The organism is Pseudomonas sp. CCC3.1, assembly GCF_034347405.1.
In the GTDB taxonomy this organism is placed as follows: domain Bacteria; phylum Pseudomonadota; class Gammaproteobacteria; order Pseudomonadales; family Pseudomonadaceae; genus Aquipseudomonas.
This window is the reverse complement of sequence record NZ_CP133778.1, coordinates 3,337,853-3,362,631: the sequence shown is the minus strand read 5'-3', so window position 1 is coordinate 3,362,631 and position 24,779 is coordinate 3,337,853. Positions and strand designations below refer to the sequence as shown.

Genomic DNA, 24,779 nt, shown 5'->3' with positions numbered 1-24,779 from the left:
CCGCGTCCTTGACCTATGCTGCATCCGATTTCAAGCATAAGGAGATGGTCGTGAACGCGCCTGCAACTACCCCGACGCCTGCGGCGGAGAAACTAAAGTTACCCATAGGCCTGGTCGTCGCTGTTCTGGTGATGGTGGGGGTGCTGATGATGCCATTGCCCGCCGACTTGCCGGTCGCCGGGCATCGCATGCTGGCAATTCTGGCATTTGCGGTGGTGGTGTGGATCACCGAAGCCGTGTCCTACGAAGCCAGTGCCATCATGATCACCTCATTGATGGCGTTTTTGATTGGCATGGCGCCCACCCTGCAAGACCCTTCGAAGCTCTACGGCACCAACGCCGGGATCACCATGGCCTTGACCGGGTTCTCCAATGCCGCGCTGGCGCTGGTGGCCGGGGCGCTGTTTATTGCCGCAGCCATGACCCATACCGGGCTGGACCGGCGCATCGCCCTGGTGACCCTGTCACGGATTGGTACCAGCACCCGGCGCATTCTGCTGGGGGCAATTGCAGTCACTATCTTGCTGAGTCTGGTGGTGCCGAGCGCGACCGCCCGTAGTGCCTGTGTCGTGCCGATCATGATGGGGGTGATTCTGGCGTTTGGCGTCGACAAGCGCTCCAACATCGCGGCCGGGATCATGATTGTGGTGGCACAAGGCACCAGCATCTGGAACGTCGGGATTCAAACCGCTGCCGCACAGAACCTGCTGACGGTGGGCTTTATGGACAAGATGCTGGGCGAGCGGGTGAATTGGCTCGACTGGCTGATTGCAGGCGCGCCGTGGGCCATCATCATGTCGGCCGTGCTGCTGTTTGTGGTGCTCAAACTGCTGCCGCCAGAAAGCGACAGTATCCCGGGCGGCAAAGAAGCGGTGGAAAAATCGCTGGCCGAACTGGGCCCCATGACTGGGCCGCAGAAACGCTTGATGGCGGTGTCCATTGCACTGTTGCTGGCCTGGGCTACCGAAGGCAAATTGCACAGCTTTGACACCACGTCGACCACCTACGCCGGACTGGTTTTTTTACTGTTGCCGCGTTTTGGGGTCATGACCTGGAAAGACGTGCAGTCGCGTATCCCGTGGGGCACGGTCATCGTGTTCGGGGTCGGAATCAGTTTGGGGACTGCCTTGCTCACGACTCAAGCCGGGCAATGGTTGGGCGGGCAAGTGGTGCATAACACCGGGCTGGACCAGGTCGGGCCGCTGGGGATTTTTGCGATTCTGGGGGCGTTTCTGATTTTGATCCACCTGGGCTTTGCCAGCGCCACCGCACTGACTTCGGCTTTACTGCCGATTTTGATCGCCGTGCTGCAAACGTTGCCGGGTGAATTCAATCGACTGGGCATGACCATGTTGCTGGGCTTTGTGGTGAGCTACGGCTTTATCCTGCCGATCAACGCCCCGCAAAACATGGTGTGCCTGGGCACCCAAACCTTCACCGCCAAACAGTTCGCCAAGGTCGGGCTGATCGTCACGGCGGTGGGTTACTTGCTGATGCTGCTGTTTGGTGCGACGTATTGGAGCTGGTTGGGCTGGATGTAATGCCGTGTAAACCTGTGGGAGCGGGCTTGCCCGCGATTGAGTCGACGCGATGTATTAGACAAACCGCGTCGTTTGCATCGCTGGCAAGCCAGGCTCCCACAGAGCTTTCGTTGTATTAGCTCCCACCCTCACTGCGCCCACCACTGCTGACTTCGGCGGGGACATCTTCCCCCGCCATCCGCTTGCGAAACAACGAAGTACGGGCCAACAGCAAGGTCGTTACCGGCACGGTGATGGCCAGCAAGATCGGAATCAGCCAAGCATGCAATATGGGCGTCGATTTAAGGGCCGAGAAGTACAGGATCGAAGCCAGGGCCACGCACCAGGCACCAATGGTTGAAGCCAGTGCGGGCGGGTGCATGCGCTGAAAAAACTCTTTGAGGCGCAACAACCCCACTGCACCACACAACGCAAATACGCTGCTGAGCACCAGCAGCACGGCCACCGGTATTTCAATCCAAAGCGACAGTTCGCTGACGGAATTCATTCGATCACCTCGCCACGCAGCAGGAATTTAGCCAGCGCAAACGAACCGACAAAGCCAAACAGGGCGATCAGCAAGGCGGCTTCGAAGTAGGTATCACTGGCATAGCGAATGCCCAGCACCAACATCATCAGCATGGCCACGATGTACAAGTAGTCGAGGGCCAGAACCCGGTCTTGGGCCGAAGGGCCCTTGAACAGCCGGATCACGGTCAGCACCATCGCCAGGCTAAAGAAAAACAGGCTGATCCAGATGGCACCGGAGAGCAGGGCACTCATTCAAAGATCTCCATCAAAGGGCGCTCGTAAGCGGTTTTGAAGTGCTCGATAAACTGCGCTTCGTCATCCAGGTCGAACACGTGCAACAGCAGCACGCTGCGATCCAGTGCCAGTTCAGACCAGATGGTGCCGGGCACCACGGTGGTGATCATCGACAAGGCCGCCAGGCCGTTGGCATCGCGCAGGTCGAGCGGTATTTTAATAAATGTCGAGCGTGGCGGGCGTCTGCCGGCATTGAGAACGCCCCAAGCCACGGCGATATTGGAGGCGATAACGTCACGCCCAACCAAAAAGAACAGCTTGATGATCACGCCAGGGCGGCGGATTTTAATCGGCAAGGGCCGCAGCGGCGCAAACATGATCGGGGCCAAAAAGCCCAGTGCCGCGCCGAGCAGCAGGTTGCCTGCGCTGAGCGACAAGTTGAGCAGCAACCACAGGGCCCATAACGCCAGGGACAACCATGGGGCAGGGAACAGGCGCTTCATGGCTGAATCTCCTGCAGGGCAGCCTTGGCTTCAGGGCTCGGCACCGGGCGTGCGCCCATCACCGCCATCACATAACGCTCAGGGTTGTTGAGGGTATCAGCCGCAGCTTGGGTATAACGCAGCAGTGGTTCAGCCTTGATGGTCAGCACGACGCACAGCCCGAGCAGCAGCACGATGGGCACGCATTCAATGCGTCGCAGGATGGGCGATGATCGCTCCAGCGGTGTCCAGAAGCGCTGTATACCCATGCGCGAGAATGCAATCAGTGACGCCAGCCCAGATAGAATCAGCAGTGCCAGCAGGCACCAGGCGGCCGTTGAGAGGGGCGCGTTGATTTCGTTGCCCAAACCGGCCGGGTTAAGCAGTGCATTGATCAAGCTGAGTTTGCCAATAAACCCCGATAACGGCGGCATGCCGATAATCAGCAGGGCGCAAGCAATAAAGCTCAACCCCAGAAATGCCATCGCCCAGGGAATGATCTGTCCGACCACGACTTTTTGTTCGTCGTCCAGGTTGCTTCCGCGTGGGGGCGGCTCGATCAAAGTCGGCAGCGTTTCGACATCCTCCTCAATCAGCCCATCGCTGGATGAACGCGAGCGTTCAATCAACTCGGCCAGCAGGAACAAGGCACTCAACGCCAGGGTTGAGCTGACCAGATAGAACAGCGCCGCAGCCGTCAGGTTAGGTTGGGCAAAACCTGCGGCCGACAACAGAATGCCGGCCGACACCAAAATGCTCAGGCTGGCCATGCGCTCCAGTCGCTGTGCGGCAAGGATGGCAATGGCGGCGCAGACAATAGTGGCCATGCCGCCGTAGATCAGCCAGTCACCGGCAAAGTAGGCCGACGCCCCGGCCTGTCCCGAGAACAACAGCGTCCATAACCGAAGCACGGTGTAGATCCCGACTTTGGTCATGATCGCGAACAGCGCGGCCACCGGGGCGCTGGCGGAAGAGTAGGCGGGTACTAGCCAGAAATTCAGCGGCCACATACCGGCTTTGGCCAGGAAAGCGATGGCCAGAATCGCGGCGCCGGCATGCAGCAGGCCGCGATCGGCTTCCGGTACCAGCGGGATTTTAAACGCCAGGTCGGCCATGTTCAGGGTGCCGGTGACGCCGTAGATCAATGCCGCGCCAATCAGGAACAGTGATGAGGCCAGCAGGTTGATCGAGATGTAGTGCAGGCCCGCCGAGACCCGGGCCTTGCCCGAGCCGTGCAGCATCAGCCCGTAGGACGCGGCCAGCAATACTTCAAAGAACACGAACAGGTTAAACAGGTCGGCAGTCAGGAAGGCGCCGTACAAACCCATTAACTGGATCTGGAACAGCGCATGAAAACTGGCACCGGCGCGGTCCCAGCGGGCCATGGCGAACAGCAGCGCGCAGAAGGCGATAATCCCCGTGAGCACCAGCATCAGCGCCGACAGGCGATCAACGACCAGGACAATACCGAACGGCACTTGCCAGTTGCTCGGCAGGTACACGCCAATCGAGGCCGGGCTGCTTTGATTTTGCGTCCAGAGCAGCAACAGCACAGAGATGCCCAGGCCGATCAGGGTCGATACCAGGTTGATCCGGGCTTTGAGCGGGCGATGTTTTTCACCCAGCAACAGCATGCAGGCAGCGGTCAGTAGCGGTAGCAGAATGGGCGCGACAATCAGATGCGGCATCAGATTCATTCTTTAGGCTCCCGGCCATCCACATGGTCGGTACCGGTCAGGCCCCGAGAGGCCAGCAAGACCACCAGAAACAGCGCGGTCATGGCAAAACTGATGACGATTGCGGTCAATACCAATGCCTGGGGCAAAGGATCGGTGTAGTTGAGCAAGTCTTGAGGCACGCCGGGCTTGATCACCGGTTCTTTGCCGATGAACAGGCTGCCCATGCTGAAAATGAACAGGTTGACCCCGTACGACAGCAAGCACAGGCCCATGACCACCTGAAAGGTCCGCGGGCGCAGGATCAGCCAGGTACCCGAGGCGGCGAGCACCCCGATAGCGATAGCGATGACTTCTTCCATCAGGCAGCTCCCGTCTTGGATTGGAGGGCGGGACGATGGGCCCGAACCGATTGGTGAGCCAGCGCCGTGAGAATCAGCAGCGTGGCGCCAACCACCACGGCGAACACGCCAATGTCGAAGAACAACGCACTGGCCACGTGAATATCACCCAGCACCGGCAAGCTGAAGTGCGCGGTATGGGTGGTCAGGAACGGGTAGCCCCACAACAGCGAGCCCAGACCGGTCAAGGTTGCACACAACAACCCGGTGCCCATCCAGCGCAGCGGACGCAGGCTCATTTGCGCCTCGACCCACTGCGTGCCCGCCACCATGTATTGCAGAATGAACGCCACCGACATCACCAGACCGGCAACGAACCCGCCGCCCGGCTGGTTGTGGCCGCGCATAAACAGGTACATCGAGACCATAAATGCAATCGGCAGGAGCAGGCGCACCAGCACGGCAGGCACCATCATAAAGCCCAGTGCTGTATCGCTGGCGCTACGCGGGTTGACCAGGTCAGTGACCACGTCTTTGGCCAGCAAGCGCTGCTGGGCAGGCAACTGCATGCTTTCTTTTGGTGGGCGGAAGCGGCGCAGCAGGGCAAACACAGTCAGGGCCACAGCGGCCAGTACGGTGATTTCGCCCAAGGTGTCAAAGCCCCGGAAGTCCACCAGCATCACGTTTACCACATTGGTGCCGCCGCCTTCTGGCAGGGCCCGGCTGAGGAAGAACGAGGAAATATGGTTAGGGGTTTGCCGGGTCAGCATGGCATATGACAACACCGCCATGCCGCCGCCGACCGCTGTCGACAACAGCAAGTCGCGCAAGCGGCGAATCCGCGCCTTGGTCAGGGTGCCGGGCAGTGGCGAGACTTCTTCGATCCGCCGTGGCAGCCAGCGCAGGCCCAGCAGGATCAGAACGGTGGTCACGACTTCAACCACCAACTGGGTCAGGGCCAGGTCAGGTGCCGAGAACCAGACGAAAGTCACGCAGGTCATCAGCCCGCAGACGCTGACCATGGTCAATGCAGCCAGACGGTGATACTTGGCTTGCCAGGCCGCACCCAGTGCGCAGGCAATCGCCAGCAGCCACAGGGTCACGAACACAATCGAGCCCGGAATGTTCGGCCGGTCGCCCCAGCTCAAGCCGCTGTAGAGCATCGGGATCAGCCCGGCAATCACGGCGGCCAACACCAGCAAAAACAGCTGGGTTTGCAGGCGTTGCGTGCTGATGCGCCGCTCAATGCGCCGCGCCGAGCGCATGATCACCACTAGGCTGCGCTCAAAGAAACGCTTGCCGTTGAAGTACTGGATAAGTGGTGGCAATGGGAAACGGTGGAGATTGAGCTGCTTGCGCAGCAGCACATACAGCACGATGCCGCCGGACATGGCGATCAGGCTCATGATCATTGGCGCATTCAGGCCGTGCCAGATGGCCAGGCTGTATTCAGGCAGTTCGCCACCCACCACCGGTTGTGCGGCAGCGGCAAGCAGAGGGCCAACTGTGTGGGCCGGGAAGATCCCGACCATTAGGCAAGTGAACACCAGCAGTTCAACCGGAGCACGCATCCAGCGCGGCGGCTCGTGCGGGGTATGCGGCAGGTCGGTGGCGGGAGGGCCAAAGAACACATCGACCGTGAAGCGCAGCGCATAGGCCACGCTGAATGTACCGGCAATGGTGGCGATCACGGGCAGGGCGATTTCAACCCAGGCCGTGGAATTGATGAACACGGTTTCGGCAAAGAACATCTCTTTGGACAAGAAGCCGTTGAGCAGCGGTACACCGGCCATCGAAGCACTGGCCACCATCGCCAGCGTGGCGGTGTACGGCATCAGCTTGAACAGACCGCTGAGCTTGCGAATATCCCGCGTGCCGGTTTCGTGGTCGATGATCCCGGCGGCCATGAACAGCGAGGCCTTGAACGTGGCGTGGTTGAGGATGTGGAACACCGCAGCCACGGCGGCCAACGGGCTGTTAAGGCCCAGCAGAAGGGTAATCAGCCCCAGATGGCTGATGGTCGAATAGGCCAGCAGGCCTTTGAGATCGTTTTGGAACATCGCGCAGTATGCGCCCAGCACCAAGGTGCAGGCCCCGGCGCCGCTGACAATCCAGAACCACTCTTCACTGCCCGACAGTGACGGCCAGAGCCGCGCCAACAGGAAAACCCCGGCCTTGACCATGGTCGCCGAGTGCAGATAAGCAGACACGGGGGTGGGCGCCGCCATGGCGTGTGGCAGCCAGAAGTGAAACGGGAATTGTGCACTTTTACTGAGCGCGCCGATAAGAATCAGCGGTAACAAAATGGGGTACAGACTGTGAGCCCGGATTTGATCGCCTGCGGCCAGCACGACGTCCAAATCGTAGCTGCCGACAACATGGCCGAGCAGCATGACCCCCGCCAGCAGGCACAAGCCGCCAGTCCCTGTGACCATCAGCGCCATATAGGCGCCGCGTCGGGCATCAGAGCGGTGGTGCCAATAGCCGATCAGCAAAAACGAGAAGAGGCTGGTCAGTTCCCAGAAAAATACAATCTGAATCAAGTTGCCAGAGATCACCAGCCCGAGCATCGCGCCCATGAAGGCCAGGAAAAAAGAGAAAAACCGCGGCACCGGGTCTTCGGGTGACATGTAATAACGGGCGTAGAGAGACACCAGGGCGCCGATGCCCAGTACCAGAATCGAGAACAACCAGGCAAACCCGTCCATGCGCAGGACGAAATTGAGGCCGAGACTTGGCAGCCACATAAACTCTTCACGAATCACGCCACCGTGGGCGATTTGCGGATAGAGCATGGCAACTTGAACGGTACCGATCAGAGCAATCAGACCGGCCAGCAGTGATTCACTGTTACGTGCGTTGTGCGGCAAAACAGCCGCCAGACAGCTGCCGATAAAGGGCAGAAGCAGTAGAACTATCAGGGACATAGGCTTCTAATCTGCAGGAGTTTGTGAGCGATCATACGTGGCGACTTGTGGATCACCAACAGCGGATCTGTAGATGAATCCTACAAAATGTGTGCAAATCATTAACAGAACAGCCCAATGCCTTCTCTTATATGAACACTCCCGTGTGGGTTATGCCGGTCTGTGAAGCAGGCGTCGCACCCTGTAAGAGCTGACGCCAAAGCATCAGTCGCAGGCTTGGTTACCTTGCTTCTCATCAGCTTCACTGGACGCTTTACCCTTTGTTTTTAACTCACTCACGATCACCGCTGCAACAATCAATGCTGCACCAAGCAAGGCAATACCAGGTAAACGTTCACCGGCCAGCCGCCCAGCGATCCCGGCCCATACCGGCTCACCCGCATAAATAAGCGTCGCGCGCGTCGGAGAAACACTTTTTTGCGCCCAGTTCATTGCAACCTGAATCATGGCGCTGGCTGCCCCCAGCCCGACCGCGCTGGCAAGCAGCAGCCATGAAAAATCGGGAATAGCTTCACCGGTTGGTACTACCATCAAAAAGGACAAAACGGACGCCGTGCTCAGTTGAACCACTGTTACGCGTCGCACATCGACCTTGCCAGCATAGGCGCCAATCAGGATTATTTCTGCCGCTATGGCAATTGCGCTGATCAGTGTTGCGATCTCGCCATGGCTGAAATCCAGCGATGCGCCATTAGGCCCGGACAGCAACATCAAACCGGTAAACGCCATTACGATACCAATGCTTGGCATCAGTCCTGGCCTGCGTCCCATGATCAACCACTGCAGCAACGGAACGAAGGGCACATACAGAGCGGTTATAAAGGCCGATTGGCTGCTGGGGATGGTTTGCAGGCCAATAGTTTGCAAGCCATAACCGAGCATGATCGCCACGCCGATGAAAAAACCGGCTTTAAATTCGAACCAGGTCATGCCACGCAGGCTTCGAAGCGAAAACAACGCCACGATAGTCGCGGCAGCGGCAAAGCGCAGCCCCACAAAAAACATCGGCCCGCTGGCCGTCAGCGCATGCTGGACTAAGAGAAAGGTAACGCCCCAGACCATGGTGATCAGCACCAGCACACATTCCGCTTTGCTGAAACGGGAGCTCAAAGACCCGAATTTGGAAGATTTCAATGTCGTCATGACCTTGCACGCTACAAGAAGAGAGACGCACAATGCGCCAAAGCTGAGCAGTATACTGCGCAGCCCCATGGAGTGAGCAATATAGTGCCCAATGAAAATTCTCAATCTGACGCGTCACAGCGCGGCGCATCGCAACGTGCGTCGGTCTTGCAACACGTCAGTCAGAACTTACGCCGCCTGAGACTGCTCGCGCACCTCAGCCAAAGTGCCTTGTCCGACCTCTCGGGTGTCAGCAGGCGAATGCTGGTTGCGATCGAAGCAGGCGAGAAAAATGTCAGCTTGAGCACCCTTGACCGCGTCGCAGAGGCTTTGGATGTCGCGTTCAGCGACTTGATCCAGGCGCCGGGCTCTGTTGATCCGAGTCGCATCAACGAATTGGCGTGGGCCGGGACTACAGCGGGCAGCAAGGCTGTATTGCTGGCCAAGGCTGTCGCGTGCAAAGAAGTTGAACTGTGGGAATGGACGCTGGAGCCGGGCGACGAGTATCACTCGCAAGCCGATGCGGAAGGCTGGAGTGAACAGTTGTACGTGTTTGAAGGCTGCCTGACCCTGGTCATCGACGATAAGTCGTTACAGTTCAGTGCGGGGGAGTTTTACATGTACGCCAGCAACAAGCCGCATTCGTACCATAACGAGGGAGATGAGGTTGTTCGCTTTATCCGTAACGTGGTGATCTGAGTGCAGGTGGCGGGACATGCGTCCCGACGAACCAGACTGCTATCAACCGTAGGCTCGCTGTTCAGGCCGTTCATTAGGCAAAAATGCCTGAACAGGGCATGTGCTGACTGGGGGATCAGCAGAGCGGTATAAGCCAAATAGCAAATCTGGAGCATCACGGGGCTTAGCGGATGGTTTTGATCATGCCCTTGTTGCCAGTCACAGTCACATTCACCTTCTTGAAGATGAAATAGTCTTCAACCGACACCGCATAACGTGGCGCAACGATCAAATCTGAACCCGAGCTCTTGACTGCTTTATAAGCGGCAGCAGCTTTGGTAGCAGACACAGGATCTGGCAGACTGAACGCCGGTGTCGGGCCGCCATAAGACACGCCGTCTGCGAACTCGCTGTCACCACTGATTTTCAACACACCGAACAGAATGTCCGAGGATGATTGGCCAGTAATCACGCCACCAACTTCAATGTTCGCTTTCAGGTCGGCAGTGACAGAACCAGCGATAGGAGCGTTTGGTTGGCTAACGTTGTGGCTCATGCAACCGCTGGTGGCCAAAATTACTGCGGCAACAGCGGCAGTCATCCATATTTTTTTCATCGTAAAGCTCCAAGAGATATGTCAGTCCGTTCGTTAACGGCGGCGAGACTTTACGTGAGCATCTTTTGGATTGAAGTCAGCTATGTCTCTCTGTCGCGCAGGCACAAACCCTATTGGCAGTAGGACGTCGGATGCGGCCCCGTATTTATGGATATTGGCTATAGGAGCTGTCGCAGAGGGAGAGGTCAACACAGCGGTAGAGAAACCTGTAGTCGCGGTCGAGGCACGAAGCTGCGTCCGGTTGCGCAACGATCGTAAACTGAGCGTCTGTACTCCCTGAAGAATCGCGATAGCTGATTCCCGTCGATCTACCAGAAAGGTTGCATCAAGAGCAGGCAGCTTATAGAGACTGATAAGAGAGCCACGGCTGCCAGTCATTAACTAAAAATTATTAGAATTCAGGGGGTTGCCAGCTTCATTCTTCTAGTACATAATGCGCGCCATCAGCTCAGGGGCAACTACCTGAATGACTAAAGAATCAAAAGGTTGTAGCGAGAAAATCGCAATTTTCTTTGCATTTGATGTTTCGCAAGGCATATCAAGCGCAATGGCCGAATAGCAAAATGGTTATGCAGCGGATTGCAAATCCGCCCACGCCGGTTCGATTCCGGCTTCGGCCTCCACCTTCGAAAGCCCCGCAGATTCACGTCTGCGGGGCTTTTTTGTGGGCGCGATTTGGCGGATCACTTCCGCATCTTTAGTAGGTGTTCCGCATGTTGGCTTTAGGGGAGGGAGGGGAATGGGCGCTATTTTATGGATGTAACAACTTCCCCGACCCGTCGATACAGGTCAATTCTTGTATTCAAATTGGCCGCCTCGGCGGCTTCGATCATTGCCATGGCGGGAGACGAAATCCGCATCGTCCGCGCCGGGTTCTTGAATATCCATAACTGCTGGGTCGTTGCCCTTGGCAATCGCCGGGACTTGCTGGAGGTGGCGGGCAGGCTCGAGCCCTGGCCTAGGTCTACGTGAGCCGTACTGGCTCAGAACTGAAGACCATGTAGCATTTGATGGATGCCGATTCATGCTTCAACGCAAGTGCTGCGGTTGAGCAGGGGGGCGATGACTTGCTCAAGTCGGATGAAGTCGTGCGCGAGGCGCAGCAGGCAGAGTTATTGGCACAGAGCTGTTTAAGTAACTTGCGATCCAGACACTTTGAATCAGATGGCGCAGTGACGCGTGTACTCAAAATTCCGGAATTCGATCAAGCCAATCAACTGACCTGTTGCACACCTATCCGGACGCAAGACAGCTTGCTAATGTTTCCGCACCCAACGTTGAGTACGCTGTGTAGCGTGCAGGTGATTAGCGATGTCTTTCAAATTGCCCATGGCGATCCAGTATTTTATTGGCGATGCGGTGTTGAATGCTGATGACATCGGCGAGTCACCTTGCGATGTTTACAGTTTTCAGCGCGGGAATGATCGATTTTTTCTCAAGTTCTGCCCTGTGATTTTGGCTCCCACCACCTATAGCGTTTTGCGTGAGGCACGAGTGCTGTCGTGGCTAATGGGCCGCTTGAATGTGCCCGAGGTCGTAATGGTCGATCACAACCTTGAGGGTGAATACATGCTCACTCGCTGCGTGCCTGGGGTGCCGCTTCAGGCTCGTATTGACGACCCTGCATCCATCACGGGGCTGTTCCGTGAATCTTTGCGTCAGATTCAAGCAGTGCCGGTCGGTGACTGTCCTTTCGACTCCGGTGTTGGGGTTCGCTTGCAGGAACTGGATTACTTACTGGCTCATGATCTTGGTGAATTAAACCTCGATCTGCTGCAATGGCCGCACTTGAATACACCGCAGAAACTCCTGGCTCACTTGAAGGCGACATTGCCCAGTGAGAGCAGGGTGTTCAGCCACGGAGACCTGTGTGATGCCAATGTGTTTGTCGATGCCCAAGACAACCTCCACTTCATTGATCTGGGGCGTGGCGGTATTGCGGATCGTTGGCTGGACATTGCTTTCGTTCATCGAAATTTGCGTAATAAAGTATCGGCAAAAACAGCGGACGCCTTTCTTCAAAGTCTGGATGAGCCTGATAACGCGGCTAAACGTGAGTATTTCGAGCAACTGGATGAGTTCTTTTAGCGTGATGATTCCACAGCCTGTTCATTGGTTTTTCATGCCATCTGAAGAGTTTGTGCGTCAAGTGGTCGCTCAGCTCTAGGCAGATATTCGAGTGCAAAAAATGCACCAGCCTGAAATGCTGGCGGATATCCAGCGGGCGGCAAGGTAACGCGGAGGGTTCCGGCTCAGGTTTTGCGTAGTTGTGCGCAAAAAGGCGTCTTCAGCAGTGAGTGCGTGGCCAGCCTGGGAGGACCGACTTCTTCAACAAAATCGGCCAGAAGCGGTCATCGAACTTCGTCACTGGCAGGATTAGCACTACGACATGCGGAGGGTGTCGGTCACACCGAACAGGGCTGCTTTCTCTTCGGCCATGTTGAGCAAAGCATCGACGACAATTCTCACTTTCGGCTGGATGTAACGCGTGCGCGGCCAAATAACGTGTATGGGCATGGTTGCGCCTGCGTAGTTGTCCAGAACAGTGATCAATGCCCCAGTGCGCAGGTGCTCCGAAACCAGCCATGTCGGCAACTGACAAAGCCCACACCCCTCCAGAGTTGCGCGCAACATCATTTCACCGTCGCCAAACTCATGCCGCACTCGGACCTCCTGCTCTTCAATTCCGGCTTTTGCGTTCTTCAATAGCCATGTCATACGCAGCCCCTTGCGCCAGGCAATGATGCAGTCGCGCTCCAGCAAATCGGACTTGTACAAAATCGGTGGGCATTGATTCAAGTAGTCGGGCGCCGCGCAGATCACCAGATGCTGCTCACCGAGTCGGCGCGCAATTAACTCTGGATCATCCTTCAGATCACCGATTCGAACCGCCAGATCGATACCATCGCTGATCATATCGACCGTCCGCTCACCGAAGGTCAACGTCAGATCAAGCTGCGAATATTTCCGCGCCAGGGAAATCAACATGGGGGCGATGTGTCGTCGACCAAAAGCGGCAGGAAGATCGATTCGCAAACGCCCCCTTGGCTCGGCACCCCCTGAAGAGAGACTGCTTTCAATGTCCGCAAGCTCGTCCATCACTCGCAAGCAACTGGCCAGATAGGCCTCCCCTTCACGGGTCAGGCTCAGCTTGCGCGTCGTGCGATGCAGCAGCTTGATACCCAAGCGTTTTTCCAGGCGGGTCACACTTTTGCCCACTGCCGAACTGGTGACGCCCAATTGCAATGCCGCCGCCGTGAAACTTCCCAGCTGGGCAGCGAGGGTAAATTCCGGGATGCCATCAAATTGAAAAGAATCCATAACCGGTTCCGCTGAGATAGACGCTTGATTCTATCCTCAGGGGATCAACTAATTGAATTTTTCATCGGTTTTTAGAATTTTCAAGCTGGATTAGAGTGGGCTTCACTTTTAAATACTCTTCATTTGAGGCCACCCTTGAACGCCGACCTGAACCGACTGCTCACGCTTGAAGCGATCAGAAACCTGCGCTTGCGTTATTGCCACTATCTCGATGCCAAACGGATGGATACCCTCGCACTGTTGTTTACCGAAGATGCCATCTGCCAAGTCGACCGCGGCTGCTGGAAGGGTCGAGAAGCCATCCAGAAGGGGTTGACCCAGGCTTTCTCGGCATTCGATGTGCAACAACGCGGGGCGTATCCGTTCATTCACGCGGTGTCGAACCACTGGATCGAGATCCTCGATGAGAACCGCGCCGAAGGCCGTTGCTACCTGATCGATTTCGCCACCCAAAGGGCACCGGGCGAAAACCCGCTGCTGCTCCTGGGGCTATATGCCGACGAATATCGGCAAGTGGACGGTCAATGGCTGATCAGCCGAACCCGCCTTGATGTCGTATGGCCGGTACCCGATGTCGGCGGCGGCGATCCTGGCAACGGGCTGGTTCTGCCCTGCTGATCCGTTTTCCCTTTCCATCACCACAGAGTTTCTGATGAAAACATTATTCAAATCCTACGATCTGTCCGGCACCGAGTTGGCCAACCGCGTGGTCATGGCCCCCATGACTCGCGCAAGAGCTCTTACCGGCATCCCGGATGAACACACCGTTCTCTACTACGCCCAACGCGCCTCTGCCGGGCTGATCATCAGTGAGGGCATTCCTATTTCCCGCGAGGGTTGTGGCTACTTGTTCAACCCTGGCCTCTATACCGATGAACAAGCTCAAGCCTGGCGCCGTGTGACGCAGGCCGTCCACGCCAAAGGCGGACGAATCTTCGCGCAGCTGTGGCATGTCGGGCGCGTGTCCCATGTATCAATTCAACCGGAGAATGGCGCGCCGGTGTCATCCGTCGCGAGCGTCGCCGCACACTCAAACGCCTACGCGTGGGTTGAAAAAGGCAAGCCCGGCCCCGTGCAAGCAAGCGCCTCCAGAGCATTGAGCGTGGCCGAGGTGCATCGCGTCACCGCCGACTTTGTCAGCGCCGCGCGCCGCGCGATAGAGGCGGGTTTTGATGGCATCGAATTGCACGGCGCCAATGGCTATCTATTCGAACAATTCCTTAACGGCGCATTGAATGATCGCCAGGACGCTTACGGCGGCTCCATCGCCAACCGCCAACGCTTCCTGCTCGAAACACTGGATGCCTTGGCCGCAGAAATCGGCAGTGCCCGGGTGGGCGTGCGCCTGTCCCCGTTTGGTCGCCTTTTCGACATGCACCCCTATGCCGAAGAAACCGATACCTGGCTAAGTCTGGCATCGACGCTCAATGACCGGGGCCTGGCGTACGTACATTTGAGCGATCAACTCACGATTGGCGCAGAAGCTATTCCGCAGGGTTTCGCCATTCGTTTTCGCCAAGCGTACCAAGGCACCCTGATCGCGGCAGGAGGCTTTAATCGAGAGCTGGCAGAGGCTGCTCTAGAGGCCGGTGATCTGGATTTGATTGCGTTTGGCCGCCCATTCATTGCCAACCCCGATCTCGTCGAACGGATGCAAAATGGCTGGCCAATCGCTGAGGGTGATCGGTCTAAATTTTACGGCATCGACGGTAACCCAACCAAAGGCTACACCGACTATCCAGCCTACGTCGCAACGGTGGCTAACTAAGTAATCCGGACGGCAACATTGGCAACACGCTCGAACTGGCTATGTTCTTTTCGATCTGCGGGTCCGGTTTATCAGCGGTGACCGGTACAACTTCACAGACACGAAAACTGTAAATCTTGCGGACATGTTCAATCACCCGAACTTGCATCGGTACGATATCCAATTGCTCGCTGATTTCATCTCCGATTACCTCTTTGCGGCAACCACAGGCGCACGTCAGTTCGTGCTCGGGCAGTCCATGGATTACTTCGAGGCGCGGTAATTCGGTCAATAATGGCTTGCGCTTACTACGTCGTGACGTTGGCGGAACGTGTCGCCGACGGAAGACATAGGCTCACTTTCAGGCTCATTAAACTGTGCAAGTTGGGGTGTATTAGGTTCTACAGTTTGCTCGGACTTGCGTTCGAAAAAACGATCACGCAACAGGTTGATCTGTTCTTTCAAGTCGATGATGTTTTGAATCGTTCGGACTCGAGACGTTTAAGCCAAAGGCAGAAGCTGTTGCGCTCCCAATACAGAATCTTCACTCGGTTGCGGGGTTTGTTGAGGAAGACAAAAAGCACGGGGTCAAAGACGGCGACCTTGATGTCCAACTCGACCAGTGCAGCGAGGCCATCGATGGACTTTCGAAAGTCGACTGGCTTGGGGTACAGATACACTTTTTCAACTTTTGCGTCGGGACGCATCATGGCGAATGGGCTCCAGAAAGAAATCGGGAGCACAGCATCCGAGATTACGCGTCAACTTTGAATGTGAGGTTTATGGAGCGCTTACCAATTAGCCGGCTTCGATGTAGCGCACTAACTTGATCCAGTAGCTGGTCAGTAGCTGATGGCTTTGGCCAGTGAGCTTTGCGGTGTCACTTGTGGCTGGATTTTCTCCAGCCATTACATTTCAAGGGTTAGCAATTGTCTCTTCAAAAACATGACGGAACAGTGGTATTAGCAGGGCACCGCCTCGTTCGCTTAAATGATTACTGTCGATGTAAATAGGAAGACTACTCTGAGTAGCATTACCATTGCATCGTCCCTCACCGCATAGACTAGGCAGCGGATCAAGAATTTTAACACCACAGCGCTTCACTGCTATATCTTGGGTTTCCCAAGAAAAAGCATGTCGTGCTTTATATTCTGCCATAGAGATTGAAACTTCCGCTGGGCGGCCTAACATGAGCGCTCGCCCCATTGTATTTGGAACATCAACTTTTAGTTCAGGGATAGGGCGGAGCATATATACTTGTCTAGTTTTGGCAAATTCGCAGGCCGTGTCTACTATGCCTTTACGCATTTCCTGAAGAAACTCTGGGCTGCGAGTTTTATAAGGCGAACTCACATAGAATGTAGGCGTGGATGCTTCTTCAGTTCGGTCAACTTCATTGGGCCCCATAAGATACACGTCTATCCGGTTGACAATGATCAGCGGCACGTTGCTTGGGAGTTCTTTTTGTTTGTTCAATGCTTTAGCTATAAATTCGCCGCAACGATAGTCAGGATCATTTAATTTTTTAATGCCGGATATTGTAGGGCAGCCACTTTCAGTCCAGTCAAGAACATGCAGATTTTTGTTTGGTAGCGCTTTTTCAATAGATCGGATCACGGAGGCTGCATGACTGTCACCTATCACAATAACTCCCAGCTTTTCACCACCATAAGTGCACTCTGGTACCGGGGTTTTACCGCTAACGTGGCACTCACTGCGGCGAGGATTCTTATTTAGCGCTTCATTAAAAACTGCATCTATTTGAGCAGGTAGTCGGCCGGGAATACCTTGTTTTAATTGAATCTGAAGGCTAAGAGTGACGATAATTATAATGCTGGCTAGCAATATACTAACACCGCGCCATTTAGGAAGTCTGGTGAGTGAGGTGCGTGCAAAATTCTCAATAAATTGGTAGGAAAGTCTTCCTAGTACTAGCGTCAGAATGAGACCGATAGTGATAAATCCTGGGTTATTTTGAAAGCCGAGATAAACCAAGATTACTACAAATGGCCAGTGCCATAGATAAAGCGAGTAAGAGCAGTCACCCAACCATTGGGCAATACGACTGCCTGTAAACAACGAACCCGTGCGAGCAGCAACCATTACTAACATCGTGCCTATGACAGGTACCAGCGCTCGCCATCCTGGCCAGATACTGCTGGCGTCGAAAAATAAAATGGATGCAATAATAAGTATAAAACCACTACATTCAATAGTTATTTTTGCTTTCTCAGAGATTCGTATTGAGTTTGCTAGAAGATAAACTAATCCGCCAGCCAACATTTCCCATGCTCGAGTAGGTAGCAAGTAGAAAGCGGCCGTAGTTGCGATAGGTGTAATAATGATTGAAAGTAGTAACGAGAGCAGAAGCCCAAGAGTAATAGCGATGATCAAATGTTTACGACTAGGCCAGATTTTCCAAATGCCCAGTAGGATTAAAGGCAGTATTAGATAGAATTGCCACTCGACAGAGAGCGACCATGTATGTAACAGAAGCTTTTCGTGGGATGCTGCATCAAAGTAACCATCCTCACGCCAGAATTTGATGTTGGAAAAAAAACCAATAGCGCTGACGACCTGTGAACCAAGTGCTTTGTATTCCAGGCTAGATAAAAAAAACCATCCGGAAATTATCAGAGCGATGCATAGCGTGAGTAGGGCAGGGATAATACGACGGGCACGGGATATGTAAAAATTTATTAGGGAGAAGCGTGCATTACCTTGGCTCTTGCTTGTTTTTTCTAATTCTCCGACAATAATTCCAGTCATCAAGAAACCGGATATGACGAAAAATATATCAACGCCAACAAAACCACCAGAAAATCCAGTGATCCCGAAGTGATAAAGAATTACCGCTACCACTGCCCACGCACGAAGGCCATTGATATCGTCTCTGAAGTTGCTGCTTCTGATGGACATGCCCTAATAACACCATTAAATTGAGAGGGTAATACCCGAGTAGGTTGAGTATTTTATATTTAGATTCGGTATTTTGGACTTTTCGGGGTTTTTTTGAGTGAAATATTTGTAGGTTAATGCATACCAAGCCTTAGGGGGCTAAGGCTTGGTTGAATAATGAAGTGGTTGGGTTTTAAGTTGCGCACAATGCTCGTCGCATCGAATCGATCAGTAAATGTCTTTAGAAATCAGCGTAAATGGCGTTTTGATGATGATTTTAATATCGAGCCACAAAGACCAATTATTGATGTAGTCCAGATCTATTTCTACCCGTTTTTGCATTTTTTCAATGGTGTCAGTCTCTCCGCGGCAACCGCTGATTTGCGCCAATCCTGTGATACCAGGCTTGATACGATGGCGGGCCATATAGGCATGAATTTTACCTGTGTAGTAATCATTGTGCGCAACCGCATGCGGTCGTGGCCCTACCAAGGCCATATCACCATGCAGTACGTTGAAAAGTTGTGGCAATTCGTCGAGTGAGGTACGTCGGATAAAGCGCCCAACCGCGGTAACGCGTGAGTCATTTCGGCTTGCCTGTTGCACATCTTTATCGTCATGCACTTTCATCGAGCGAAACTTTAAGACTTGTATCACTTTTCCGTTCCAGCCATGACGTTGCTGCCTGAAAAGTATCGGTCCTGGTGATGATAACTTAACGGCCAGGGCGACAGAGATCAGGATTGGACTCAAGCAAATAATGGCCGCAAGAGACAGTGATCGCTCCATTAATGCTTTGCTCAGAGCAGCCGTTGGGTGGCTGGTCAGTGGGCTTTCATTCAAATGAATAGCCGGACGCCCGCCCACTTCACTCACGGAGTGATTAAGCAGGAGCATGCTGTCCAAGTTGGGGATCCAGACTACGTCGACATTCAAGTCGAGCAAATCAATATATAACGCTTCTATGCGTTGAGCGTCTTGCAGAGATAAGGCGATGTAGAGTCGACGTATATTGTGCTCAGTAATCAGTGTGCGCAGTTGTGTCAATTCGCCGACGATCAAAGGGGAGTTTTTTCCGTCTTCAAACGGCGATGCGCTAACAACGCCAACTAGCGGGAACTGATTTTGCTGAATAAAGCTGTCAGCCAGTTTTAGTGCCACCCCGTCAGAGCCAATAATTAGGCTGTTGTAGTGATGGCTATTACGCTCGTGATAATGACGTGACAGAAAGTGCAGCAATAAGTAAGGCGGTATTTGAATGGCGTAACCCAGCAATGCCCAAGTAATGATAACTTCGCGTGAAAATAGTTCACTGGATTTAGTGACAAACGCGATGGTGCTTAAGCAGGTGAGTGTGAAGGTCCAGCCAAGAAACAGGCGAAGCACGCCCGTTAGGTAAGAATGCCTTTTGTAATAAGCATTAGTTGCTGAGTATGCGGGTACTGAGATAAGTAATGTCAAAATAACAGCAATTCGATAGTGGAAATCTATGCTTCCAAATTTGCTGTAAGCCAGTACCAGCAATGTTGATATGATTAGGCTCATAGAAATGAACCACTGTCCCCAAAATGTGAGTCCTCTGGCGACGGATTTTCGATCTATGCGTGTATGTATCAAGGTATCAGCCTTGTAGAAAATGCCTGACTATTTGGAAGCGGCTGTTGGAATATGGATAATCTCAGCGCACTTCTTGTGTGTGGTGCGCACAGCGGTGACGCTATTGATACTGAATGATTTTTGATAATAAGGCTTATTAGGTTTAAGGGTTCGACTTTTTATAACAGTGCGCACTTGTGCAAAATGCTATAGGCATGACTGTTGCAAGCAGGCGTCCTTAAAAAGCCATGGGTTGTTCATGCTTATGTTTTAGTCGGGCTCAGTGAATGATTTTGATATCTTGCACCAAGCAATAACCGCGGTTGCGCACCGAGCGAAATAGGCGCTCATTGTAGGCGGCTCTAAACTTGCTCTGTAGTCGGCTCAGGCACATTTCAAGACCGCTATAAGATTGTGGGTCCTTATCAATGCCCAAAATCAATGCTTGTTTAGCGCAAATACGCTCTGTGCTCAGCGTGAGTGTCTTGATGAGCAGCGATTCAATGGCGGTAAGCTTGATGCAGGTCGTGGCATTGCACAGTTCTCGCGTGGCGAAGCTGAAAAACCAGGTCTGCGGTTGTGCAGGCGAGTAGACAGAGAATGGGGGCGTAGAGGTTGGCACGTAGGAACTCAGCACTCTGTCTAGGGTTGGAGAGGTAATCGGGTTTACGGGGTTAGCATTGTTTTCTGGTAAGGGCGCTATTTTCAATTCCATTAAGGAGTGAAGTTCTCCTGCATCTATTATCTTCGGGGTGAGACCATAAAACGTAGTGTTGTCCAAAGACCAGGTGGGGTGGGGCATAAGCAACGGCTCATCAATTTTGAATACAGGTTGGTCCGTATTGGGCAGGGCACTTGTAAGATTCGAGAAACCTTTGTTTTGCGTTAATAAAGAGTCGATAACATGCTTAAAAGCCTTGGAAGTGAACTTCATGCTTCAACTCCTCCATGGGTTGGTTTGAGCGAAAAACCCACTCGACGCAGGGGCGCAGGTAAGTCGGCTAGCCCGCGCGAATAACGCTAGGATTACCCTGAGACTGTTCCTCGGCGCAGACGATAGCCATAAGCACGAACACTCAGAATAAGTTCTAGATTATAGGTTTTTTTAATTTTGGTTCTTAAGCGACTAATTGTTTTTTCTAGCGCCCTAGGGTCATAGAAAATAATGTTTGGGTCAAGAGTCTTGGCAATGCTGTCTTGGCTCATGACATGCTCAGGTGCTTGTATCAATGCATCGATAATAGTCATTTCGGTGTACGAAATTTCAAGTTTACTGTTGCTGTTATACAGCATTAGTCGTGTTCGATCCAAGTGCAGCTGGGCTGTTGTTTTCCAGTGAGAGTCTTGCAGTGTGTGCGTTAATAAATCCAGTTTTTCCTGTGGGTCGACTGGTAATTTAAGACAGTGATCTGCTCCAGCAAGATAGCAGCTAATGCTGGAGAAGGATTTGGTATGTGTCACTAGAATAAATATGCACGCGACTTGATTCCTCTGGCGAACTATCTTAATGAGCTCGAGAGTGTCATTAACACTTTCCGGTGTGTGAACTTCAATAAAGAAGGCCTTGGCCCGACTATAGTCACGGCATTGACTGTTCACATAATCAGAGATGTCAAAGTACTGCGCCTCTGAAGTGGTCAGTTGCTTAATGTCGTTAATCAGCGCTTTAGTTTGTACAAAACAGAACACCGAAGCGTTGCTTACGTCGGTCTTACACCCTGCAAAAAGCATATCACTTAACCTAAATACCTAGAGGCGGCTTGATTTTGCCATACCCCTCTTCGTTGAGATTGACATTTTATAACACTGTTGGTCTATACGAAATTGCTTGATCCGTTGTCTTGTGCACATGCACAAATGCTAAAAACGCCTGATTGAAAGGCAATGCGACATTGGGTTCCAGCAAAGGCAGCGTGTGTATGCATGTGCGAAGAAGGTTCGGTATCTTGCAAACAATAAGCCAGTCGCTGCGCTAAAAAGTGTTGGCTGGTGAATCGTACGATGAGGTGCTACCTATAGGGAACAGTTTTTTGCATATTCAATCATCACCCAGCCTTTCCGCTTCCTAGCGCAATCCAGCGTAGCTAATATGCTGGAAGGCTAGGCGACTACTGTGAGAAACAAATCAAGAAAACCCATCAAGGCGGTGGGCCTTATCTTCTTGCGTGAACACAGTTGTTAAAGGTAGCGCGAAACGTAGAGGTCGTCTGCATTAAGCGCTGTGACATAAAGCTTATTCCGTTATTTTTTCGAAGTTCTCATAGAACGCATCTTTATTACGGCCGTCCGTCATAGCGTGTAGCGAGTACTGGCGATTAAGGCGTGCGCCGCCGTCACGGGTCAGAGGTGCCCACACAATGTTGGCCCGCCCTCTTGTCGATACGCTCATCATTTCGTCAAATGGGATTGATATATAAATACCCTTATCAAAACTGCCTTCGCCGAACTCTTCTGCTGAGGCAGTAGTGCGGGTAACCCAGCCACCAAATTTCACACCATTGGTAAACTCGCGGGATATATCGATGGTGGCACCCCAGTCTCGGGCCAAATAACGGCCAATGCTCACTGCGCCATCTAAGTCAAATGGCAGCTTTGTGTAGGTGGTAATGTTACCGGTCACAGTTCTGTAGTCGCGAAGACCAAAACCCTGGTCAAAATCGCGTTGGCGAACATAGTTCAAGTCGGCCCCAATTGCCCAGCGCTCGCCCATGGGGCGGTAGAGAATTTCTCCGCCCACGCCTGCGTACATCGGCTCCAGATAGCCACCGTAGACCATCCCATATACGTCTTGATCAAGTTGTTCGGCATGGTTCAACTGCATAGCTGGCATGGTGACATCAGAGGTCGTGGCATATTTACGTAAATCGGTACGTACCCTTGGCAGGCCGCTAGGTGCGTCGTATTTGAATTTATCGTAGTTATTAAGCAGATTTAAACTGACGCCGCCGCTTGCCCATGTGTTAGAGGTAAATCGATATTGACCTTCTGCATAGCTAGTTATTTGGTAGAGCAGGAAGCCGTCGGGGCCACCAATGTTTTGCTGGTAACCAAGACCAAAGCCATAGGTAAAAGGTTTTGGTTGTGTCTGATACAGGGTCGTCTCAACGTGCGGCACCGCCCGGTTAATTTCGGTTGTGCGGTGCAGGTCGACCAAGTCCTGGTCATTGTTTACCACGTCGCGGAACGTTGCACGAGGTACGCTGATTTCTGCGACGGGCATGTCATACCGCTTATTGACCAAGGTGAACCACTGGATGTCATCAGATGCGGTATTGTCCAGAATTCGACTTGCTCGGCCTGCGCCTTTGGCTTCGTAGAAATATTTGGTCTGTTCGCCATAGACCATCAGCTCATCGTCTCGCTGTGCAATACGTTCTACTTTGTAGCCAGCGTTGCTTTCAAGTTTTTTTGAGACCGAGGCCCAGTCGACTTGATTCAGTGGCGTGGTCGGAGCTTTGGCGGGCAGTGGTTCAGCAGGTGGATCGTAGGTTTTGACCGGAGCCTTGCGACTGACAAAATTGGTATGCAGCGTTATGCCGAAGAGTGCGGTATTGCCGCGCTCCCATCCGACGCTCAAATCAACTGAGTTATTCAGTTTATAGACTGCGCCAATGTTGATCGGGGAGTCCTGGACCTGATTGTTGTCTTGAGGCTCATGCTTGTAGTCGTTGCCTTCAAGTTCAATTTTTAGACTCAAGGGTTCCCAGGGTGTTTGATAAGAAACGCCACCAAATAATGAAGGGGGGCCTTTAAAGTACATGTCAGTGTTAACATCGCCTGCAGAGTTGTTGCTGCGTCGATCGTTATAACTGTCACCGATATAGCTCAGTGGGTTTTTAAAATCCCCGCGGTTGCCTAAATAGCCCCAGGCAATTCCCAAGCTGAAGTCCAAGTTCTTATAGCGTTTGTTTGCTACGAAATACTCGCTAGAGAACAAACCAGTACCACCAACATCTCGAAAGCCGACCGCTAGTTCAGGTAACCAATGGCTTTCTTGCCAGAGACGGGCTTTAACATCTACGGCCTTATCCTTGTTGCTCTGGCTGCCGCTCAACGCTTCTGGCCCATAGCGACGGTTAGTCACGGAGGTATAGCGAAATGTTCCTTCAAGCCAATCCAGAGGTTGTAACGAAAGGCTGTAACGAGTGTTGGGGTCGGTGCGGTTAGCGTTCAGGCTCAGTTCGCCAGCAGGTGCCATGCGCGCAGTAGGGGTTTGTAGCAGGCCCACACCGCCGAAATCATTTTGGGTATAGCGCGGCTCGGCATGGGCAGCGCTGTACGGCAATAAGGCGACAACAATAAAACGTAATTTCAAGGGGCCACCTTAGCCAGCGGTTGAGTGGCGAGAAATTGCGCCAACTGCTCGTTCAAATCGGGCGTGGGTAAATCGGCATTGTCATTGCGTACGGGTACCAAAATCGTACTGCCAGCGACAGCGTGTACGCCGTCCTGACGATTCCAGGCAGCGATGGCGACGCGTTGATATTGACCGTCCGGGCGAATAAGCCACAGATAGTCTGTATCGGCTTGGTTTAGTCGCGGACAGCTATCAAGGTAGTCGCGTACTTCCTGCTTGGCCTGTAAGGCCAGCGTGCATTGTTGCTGCACCGCACCAACGACGGTAATCGTATCGGTGTAAGCAGGGTAAATCAGTTGATCGCCATCACTAAGCAGGTAGTTGTGCGCAAACCCGACCTCCAGTGCTACAGGGTCAAGTACGGCCACTTTGCGCCCGGTGACGGGCAGCCGGTTTATGTCTTGATACAGGCGTGCGGCCACATCGGCGAGGGCATCGTTATTGTTTAGCATCGACCCGCGTTTAAGCAGTTGTAGGTCGAACAGTACGCCTGCTTTCAATCTAGTTTGCTGTTCTAGCAGGGGCTGATTGAACCAGGCCGCCGCTAGCCAATAGCTTTCGGGATTTGGGCGGGTCTGAGTTACCGCATCCAACAGGCGCATACCCGGGGTGAACGCCAGACTTTCGGGGTTGCGCACATCGCCGCTGACGGTTACGTCGGCCAGGCTTTGTGCGCTTAGGCTGATCGCAGATAAGCCCAAAAATACACCCGCAGTAAAGTTTCTTAAAGGGT

Annotated in this window: 22 protein-coding genes, 1 tRNA gene and 1 pseudogene; 7 read left to right on the top strand and 17 right to left on the bottom strand. The window is 53.4% G+C overall.

All coding sequences use genetic code 11. From position 1 onward, the window contains the following. Positions 1–50 precede the first annotated feature (50 nt). Positions 51–1,541, top strand: a complete 1,491-nt coding sequence (locus RHM56_RS14820; protein WP_322233338.1) for a DASS family sodium-coupled anion symporter — start codon at positions 51–53, stop codon at positions 1,539–1,541. 115 nt (positions 1,542–1,656) lie between these two features. On the opposite strand, the gene RHM56_RS14815 is transcribed toward RHM56_RS14820, so the two are convergent. From RHM56_RS14815 to RHM56_RS14785, 7 genes are all read right to left on the bottom strand, one after another. Further along, positions 1,657–2,028 (bottom strand): Na+/H+ antiporter subunit G, encoded by a 372-nt coding sequence (locus tag RHM56_RS14815; RefSeq protein WP_322233336.1) that lies wholly within the window; start codon positions 2,026–2,028, stop codon positions 1,657–1,659. Next, a complete protein-coding gene (locus tag RHM56_RS14810; protein ID WP_322233334.1) occupies positions 2,025–2,303 on the bottom strand; it encodes a K+/H+ antiporter subunit F in 279 nt (92 codons plus the stop codon). Before RHM56_RS14810 ends, RHM56_RS14815 begins: the two co-directional genes overlap by 4 nt. After that, positions 2,300–2,788 carry a Na+/H+ antiporter subunit E gene (locus RHM56_RS14805; RefSeq protein ID WP_322233332.1) on the bottom strand — a complete coding sequence of 163 codons (489 nt, stop codon included), beginning with the start codon at positions 2,786–2,788 and terminating at the stop codon, positions 2,300–2,302. The genes RHM56_RS14810 and RHM56_RS14805 overlap by 4 nt, the downstream gene beginning before the upstream one ends. Beyond that, positions 2,785–4,464, bottom strand: a complete 1,680-nt coding sequence (locus RHM56_RS14800; RefSeq protein ID WP_322233330.1) for a monovalent cation/H+ antiporter subunit D — start codon at positions 4,462–4,464, stop codon at positions 2,785–2,787. Before RHM56_RS14800 ends, RHM56_RS14805 begins: the two co-directional genes overlap by 4 nt. Next, positions 4,461–4,805 (bottom strand): Na+/H+ antiporter subunit C, encoded by a 345-nt coding sequence (locus RHM56_RS14795; protein WP_322233328.1) that lies wholly within the window; start codon positions 4,803–4,805, stop codon positions 4,461–4,463. Before RHM56_RS14795 ends, RHM56_RS14800 begins: the two co-directional genes overlap by 4 nt. Next, positions 4,805–7,711: a monovalent cation/H+ antiporter subunit A gene (locus RHM56_RS14790; protein WP_322233326.1), complete on the bottom strand. Its 2,907-nt coding sequence runs from the start codon at positions 7,709–7,711 to the stop codon at positions 4,805–4,807. Before RHM56_RS14790 ends, RHM56_RS14795 begins: the two co-directional genes overlap by 1 nt. A gap of 204 nt (positions 7,712–7,915) precedes the next feature. Beyond that, on the bottom strand, positions 7,916–8,923 hold the full coding sequence (locus RHM56_RS14785) for a DMT family transporter (RefSeq protein WP_322233324.1): 1,008 nt from the start codon (positions 8,921–8,923) through the stop codon (positions 7,916–7,918). A gap of 15 nt (positions 8,924–8,938) precedes the next feature. Between RHM56_RS14785 and RHM56_RS14780 the strand changes: the two genes are divergently transcribed. Then, a complete protein-coding gene (locus RHM56_RS14780) occupies positions 8,939–9,532 on the top strand; it encodes a helix-turn-helix domain-containing protein (RefSeq protein WP_322233322.1) in 594 nt (197 codons plus the stop codon). A gap of 163 nt (positions 9,533–9,695) precedes the next feature. On the opposite strand, the gene RHM56_RS14775 is transcribed toward RHM56_RS14780, so the two are convergent. Next, the gene (locus RHM56_RS14775; RefSeq protein ID WP_322233320.1) at positions 9,696–10,127 is read right to left on the bottom strand and encodes a hypothetical protein; all 432 of its coding nucleotides are present in this window, start codon (positions 10,125–10,127) and stop codon (positions 9,696–9,698) included. A gap of 549 nt (positions 10,128–10,676) precedes the next feature. Between RHM56_RS14775 and RHM56_RS14770 the strand changes: the two genes are divergently transcribed. The 3 genes from RHM56_RS14770 (at position 10,677) to RHM56_RS14760 (ending at position 12,215) form a co-directional block, all read left to right on the top strand. Next, positions 10,677–10,750: transfer RNA gene (locus tag RHM56_RS14770), tRNA-Cys, on the top strand. 387 nt (positions 10,751–11,137) lie between these two features. Continuing rightward, on the top strand, positions 11,138–11,500 hold the full coding sequence (locus RHM56_RS14765) for a hypothetical protein (RefSeq protein WP_322233318.1): 363 nt from the start codon (positions 11,138–11,140) through the stop codon (positions 11,498–11,500). Next, positions 11,457–12,215: an APH(3') family aminoglycoside O-phosphotransferase gene (locus RHM56_RS14760; RefSeq protein ID WP_322241784.1), complete on the top strand. Its 759-nt coding sequence runs from the start codon at positions 11,457–11,459 to the stop codon at positions 12,213–12,215. Before RHM56_RS14765 ends, RHM56_RS14760 begins: the two co-directional genes overlap by 44 nt. Positions 12,216–12,509: 294 nt before the next feature. Here the strand turns inward: RHM56_RS14760 and RHM56_RS14755 are convergent, their stop codons facing one another. Beyond that, positions 12,510–13,448 carry a LysR substrate-binding domain-containing protein gene (locus tag RHM56_RS14755; protein ID WP_322233316.1) on the bottom strand — a complete coding sequence of 313 codons (939 nt, stop codon included), beginning with the start codon at positions 13,446–13,448 and terminating at the stop codon, positions 12,510–12,512. A gap of 135 nt (positions 13,449–13,583) precedes the next feature. Between RHM56_RS14755 and RHM56_RS14750 the strand changes: the two genes are divergently transcribed. Continuing rightward, positions 13,584–14,066: a nuclear transport factor 2 family protein gene (locus RHM56_RS14750; protein ID WP_322233314.1), complete on the top strand. Its 483-nt coding sequence runs from the start codon at positions 13,584–13,586 to the stop codon at positions 14,064–14,066. Positions 14,067–14,100: 34 nt separating this feature from the next. Then, the gene (locus tag RHM56_RS14745) at positions 14,101–15,216 is read left to right on the top strand and encodes an alkene reductase (protein ID WP_322233312.1); all 1,116 of its coding nucleotides are present in this window, start codon (positions 14,101–14,103) and stop codon (positions 15,214–15,216) included. 13 nt (positions 15,217–15,229) lie between these two features. Here RHM56_RS14745 and RHM56_RS14740 read toward each other — a convergent pair. The 8 genes and pseudogenes from RHM56_RS14740 to RHM56_RS14705 form a co-directional block, all read right to left on the bottom strand. Next, positions 15,230–15,678 (bottom strand): annotated as a pseudogene (locus RHM56_RS14740) (IS66 family transposase zinc-finger binding domain-containing protein); the annotation flags it as partial. Beyond that, positions 15,657–15,905, bottom strand: a complete 249-nt coding sequence (gene tnpB, locus RHM56_RS14735; protein ID WP_322233310.1) for an IS66 family insertion sequence element accessory protein TnpB — start codon at positions 15,903–15,905, stop codon at positions 15,657–15,659. The gene tnpB and the pseudogene RHM56_RS14740, both read right to left, overlap by 22 nt. Positions 15,906–16,110: 205 nt before the next feature. Beyond that, positions 16,111–18,114 carry an acyltransferase family protein gene (locus RHM56_RS14730; protein ID WP_322233308.1) on the bottom strand — a complete coding sequence of 668 codons (2,004 nt, stop codon included), beginning with the start codon at positions 18,112–18,114 and terminating at the stop codon, positions 16,111–16,113. A gap of 207 nt (positions 18,115–18,321) precedes the next feature. Further along, complete coding sequence (locus RHM56_RS14725) at positions 18,322–19,638, bottom strand: undecaprenyl-phosphate glucose phosphotransferase (protein WP_322233306.1); 1,317 nt, start codon at positions 19,636–19,638, stop codon at positions 18,322–18,324. 331 nt (positions 19,639–19,969) lie between these two features. After that, complete coding sequence (locus RHM56_RS14720) at positions 19,970–20,623, bottom strand: hypothetical protein (RefSeq protein WP_322233304.1); 654 nt, start codon at positions 20,621–20,623, stop codon at positions 19,970–19,972. A 92-nt stretch (positions 20,624–20,715) separates the two neighbouring features. Then, positions 20,716–21,420 carry a winged helix-turn-helix domain-containing protein gene (locus RHM56_RS14715; RefSeq protein WP_322233302.1) on the bottom strand — a complete coding sequence of 235 codons (705 nt, stop codon included), beginning with the start codon at positions 21,418–21,420 and terminating at the stop codon, positions 20,716–20,718. 502 nt (positions 21,421–21,922) lie between these two features. Beyond that, the gene (locus RHM56_RS14710; RefSeq protein ID WP_322233300.1) at positions 21,923–24,004 is read right to left on the bottom strand and encodes a YjbH domain-containing protein; all 2,082 of its coding nucleotides are present in this window, start codon (positions 24,002–24,004) and stop codon (positions 21,923–21,925) included. After that, complete coding sequence (locus RHM56_RS14705) at positions 24,001–24,747, bottom strand: capsule biosynthesis GfcC family protein (protein ID WP_416194916.1); 747 nt, start codon at positions 24,745–24,747, stop codon at positions 24,001–24,003. The genes RHM56_RS14710 and RHM56_RS14705 overlap by 4 nt, the downstream gene beginning before the upstream one ends. Between the last annotated feature and the right edge of the window lie 32 nt (positions 24,748–24,779).